The organism is Desulfovulcanus sp., from assembly GCF_982781345.1.
Window position 1 is genome coordinate 1 of sequence record NZ_CEYAEZ010000099.1, and the last position, 3,713, is coordinate 3,713.

The 3,713-nt window shown below is 41.9% G+C and carries 4 protein-coding genes; 2 read left to right on the forward strand and 2 right to left on the reverse strand.

Annotated elements, in window-relative coordinates; translation table 11 throughout:
- Window positions 1-174: 174 nt before the first annotated feature.
- Complete coding sequence (crcB, locus tag AC3WVG_RS11145) at window positions 175-552, reverse strand: fluoride efflux transporter CrcB (RefSeq protein WP_488798192.1); 378 nt, start codon at window positions 550-552, stop codon at window positions 175-177.
- A gap of 98 nt (window positions 553-650) precedes the next feature.
- Here crcB and AC3WVG_RS11150 point away from each other — a divergent pair, with 98 nt between their 5' ends.
- Window positions 651-1,931, forward strand: coding sequence for a class II fructose-bisphosphate aldolase (locus AC3WVG_RS11150; protein ID WP_488798193.1), 1,281 nt, complete (start codon window positions 651-653; stop codon window positions 1,929-1,931).
- Window positions 1,932-1,980: 49 nt separating this feature from the next.
- On the forward strand, window positions 1,981-2,190 hold the full coding sequence (locus tag AC3WVG_RS11155) for a hypothetical protein (protein WP_488798194.1): 210 nt from the start codon (window positions 1,981-1,983) through the stop codon (window positions 2,188-2,190).
- A 48-nt stretch (window positions 2,191-2,238) separates the two neighbouring features.
- Here AC3WVG_RS11155 and AC3WVG_RS11160 read toward each other — a convergent pair whose 3' ends face one another.
- On the reverse strand, window positions 2,239-3,360 hold the full coding sequence (locus tag AC3WVG_RS11160; RefSeq protein ID WP_488798195.1) for a KamA family radical SAM protein: 1,122 nt from the start codon (window positions 3,358-3,360) through the stop codon (window positions 2,239-2,241).
- Between the last annotated feature and the right edge of the window lie 353 nt (window positions 3,361-3,713).

The window sequence follows — 3,713 nt, forward strand, 5'->3', positions numbered from 1 at the left end:
AACCGCCAACCTAGTGGTTAACAGCCACCCGCTCTGCCGATTGAGCTACCGGGGAATTTTGATTGCTCTCATTCGCAACCGAGAAGAAGCATTTATGCAAATCCGTTCCCGAAGTCAACATTTTTTTTTCAAAGATTAAATTTTTTAGGCACCCTTTTCGTTTTTAGCAAAAAATTATTTGATTATCCTTGCCAAAAACATCCCAAAAAAGATAAGAGATATTCCTAAAACATTTTGTCCCACCAGATTTATCATGGCCCAAAACCATTGAGAATAGCGGACCAGGTTGGCAGTTTCAAAGCTAAAAGTAGAAAACGTGGTGAAGGCCCCCATAAATCCTGTCAGGACATAAAGTCGAAGAGAGGGCGCCAGTAGTAGTTTATCTTCAAGTAAGGCCCAAATAAAACCAAAAGCCAGGCATCCAAGGAGATTAACAGCAGCTGTGCCTAGGGGGTAAGTGGTATTAAAATAGTTTTGTACTAATCCGGATATATAATACCGGCTAATTGCTCCCAGGCCTCCGGCCAGACCAAGAAAAATTATTTTAGACATTGTTTTTCCCCTAAGTCGCATGAAGAGTGTTAAGGTAAACAAAGGGATATTCTAAAGAGCATAGTTAGAAATGGCAACCTGAACAAATGGAGGCAGATATGGATAAAAATTACGCTACCTTGCTTAAAGTTGGTCGTCCCCCTAATATACAAAGGATTTTCCCCTGTTCCAAAGCTTTACTCGTCAGTGGCAAAGTCATTGACCGGGCCATGTTGGCCAAGGGCAAAGCCATGACCATTGCTGCTAATGGCCGCAATTATTTTGTCATTCGCGGTGTTTTAATGGCCGCGCAAAGGGCAAATGCCGCTATAATTCTGGAGATTGCTAAATCAGAAGGCGGACCAAGCCCTTATTGCGCCATAAATTTTTGGAATTTAGCTCGCATAGTTGATGGGTTATGTAATGAAATGAATATTACTATTCCAGTAGCCATTCATGCTGATCACTTTACGATCAAGAACAAACAGGATTTAGAAAAGGCTAAGATTCAGATCCCCTCTATGTTCGAGCAGGGCATTACATCTATAGCCATCGATGCTTCCCATTTGTCAGACAAGGAAAATTTGTTGGCCAACAGGGAGCTTTTTTCTAAAATTCCTTCTTGGGGAGGGTATGAAACCGAAGTAGGTGAGATTAAAGGCAAGGAAGGTCTATCCACACCAGAAGAGGCCTTGTTTCTGATTAAAGGGCTCAATGCCAATTCCATTTTTCCGGATTGGATTGCCTTAAATAATGGAACTACCCATGGGATTCAGGCCAGTGACGTTGGAATTCAGCTAGATTTGACGGCCAGGGTTCATGCAGCACTCAAACCATACAAGGTTTCAGGTGCCCAGCACGGTACATCGGGTAATGATTCTGAACGGTTACGCGAGATTACGGAGAAGACAAATACCACAAAGGCCAACGTGGCCACGGCCTTACAGATGATTTCCTGGGGAGTCAGAGTCAATGAATATGGTAATGCCGAATTAGACGAGAAAGGAGAGTTTATCAAAGAAAAGGGAAAAGGGGTCAGTGAAGATCTATGGGCGGAAATGGTTGCCTGTGCTCGGGAGAATGGATTTAAAGGTGGAAACTATAAAAAGTTGAATTTGCCTTTTGAAAATAAGTTGTTAAGTGAACCCAAAGGGGTGAGAGAGCGCATGGCTAAAGGGGTGGAAGGATTTACTTATGAACTATTGACCAATGTGTTTAATGCCAAAGACACTGCAAGTATCGCCAAGGAACTTATTCTGGATGTAGACAGTTATGATCTTGGTACTAAGGCAGAGCAGATAGAGCCCTCGGCTTTATGGACAAGGGAGATGATTTTAAGCAAGGAAAGCGTTAATCTGAAAAAAAACGTTTTTGGGCAAAGAGTTGATTTTGACGACTAAACGAAAATTTTTGGGTCTATCAAAAGGACAGAAAATGAGGATGGGGAAAATGACGCGAAAGATTACTCCTCAGTTAACAGTTCTGGATGTGGTAGCCAAATATAGGCCCACAGAGCAAGTGTTTCGTGAATATGATAAGTTGGCTGGCGAATGTATTTGCTGCCAGAGTCTTTTTTGTACCCTTGAAGAGGTGGCCCAAAAATATGGGATTGAGCTGAATAAGTTACTTGCGGACCTGGACAAAGCTGCAGCTGAATAATTCGAGTTTCGCTCTGGTTTTACTTGCGAAACATGCTTCTAGTCACCACTATAAGCGAGGCGTTGGTTTAGAACAGCTCTGCTCAGCAACCTTTTCTTCATAGTCGTCCAGCCAATAGGCATTGGGATTGCGTTTAAAAATCATAACCTTTCCGCTATGCTTGGGATCTGCTGAGCGGTGGTAGCGGAAATAAATTTTATCCTCAGTTTGGAAGATAACCTCCAATTTGCCTGTGCTATGGGACATGGTCAGCCTGGCCCTTTTGGCCAGTCCTGAACCCATCGTCTGGGCCTGCTGAAATATTTCCAGGGCCTTTTCAACGGGTACGGCAAAACCCTTATTACCAACTGTTGGCCGGCATAAAAAGACATAATAAGGTGGGATGCCTATGTATGAGAGTTTTCTGAATAAATCGGACAATATTTTCGGGTCGTCGTTGACTCCTTTAAGCATTGGTGTTTGGTTTGCCAGGATGGCTCCGGATGTGAGTAAAAGATGAGCAGCTTGTTGGCTTTGCGTTGTGATCTCATTGGGATGGTTAAAATGGGTCATTATATATATTCTTTTTTGAGGGGTGCTGAATTTTTTAATCAGTTCCAGTAGTTCAGGATCTTCAAGCACTCGATATGGATTATAGGCCAAAAGCTTAGTGCCGATTCGGATGACTTGGATATGGTCGATTTGGCGCAAGGACTCAATGATTTTTTTTAGTCTGGAAGTAGACAACATAAGAACGTCCCCACCTGTAAGTAATACATTGCTCACTTCCTTGTGCTGTCTAAGATAGTCAAGAGCCTGTTCAAAGTCGCGAATATATTCTTCCTCTTCAGGGAATAAAAATAATCTCTTGCGAAAACAAAAGCGACAAAACCCACCGCAAGAATTGCTGACCAGAAGAACAGCAGTACTTGTATACTTATGTTGCAGACCCGGATAAACTGTGTAGTTTTGCTCATCTGAAGCGTCTAAACGGCCCCAGGGAGTCAGCTCTTCTTCATCGGGGATGATGATTCGCCGGATGGGATCGTGGGGATCGTCCCAGTTGATTAGAGATAGATAAAATTCATTGGCCCTGAAGCCAAATTTTTGGACAACTGGCTCAATTCTCTGCAAATCATTCTTAGTCAATCTTTTTACTTGGTGAATGTCTGTTATATATTTATTAGACATAGAAATTCCTCTCCTTCAAAGAAACGGTTACTTTTAAGTTACCCTGTTGTTTTCAGACAAGTTTGAGACTAGATTTTCCTTGCAGAGTTAGCAGAGTCCGAAGGTAAACTTTGAAAACTTTAACTATAACCCTCTTTTTTAAAAAAAGTCAAATTAAAGACAAAGATTTTTTGTCCAAAATCGAGATGGGGTTTAGTGTTCAGTGGCAAGACTATATCATTATTAAGAGCTTGTAGCCGAACCTTTTTATCAACTTATGGTTTCTTTCATGCTGGAACAAAGACTTGGACCTGTTCTCAAAACTTGCTTGCGGACAGAGCATAATGGGATATTTTGGGTAAACAAATATTCTT

Bases quoted from the DNA above. Each gene is read 5' to 3' on its own strand.
- crcB (WP_488798192.1), bottom strand. From the start codon at position 552: ATGTCTAAAATAATTTTTCTTGGTCTGGCCGGAGGCCTGGGAGCAATT.
- AC3WVG_RS11150 (WP_488798193.1), top strand. From the start codon at position 651: ATGGATAAAAATTACGCTACCTTGCTTAAAGTTGGTCGTCCCCCTAAT.
- AC3WVG_RS11155 (WP_488798194.1), top strand. From the start codon at position 1,981: ATGACGCGAAAGATTACTCCTCAGTTAACAGTTCTGGATGTGGTAGCC.
- AC3WVG_RS11160 (WP_488798195.1), bottom strand. From the start codon at position 3,360: ATGTCTAATAAATATATAACAGACATTCACCAAGTAAAAAGATTGACT.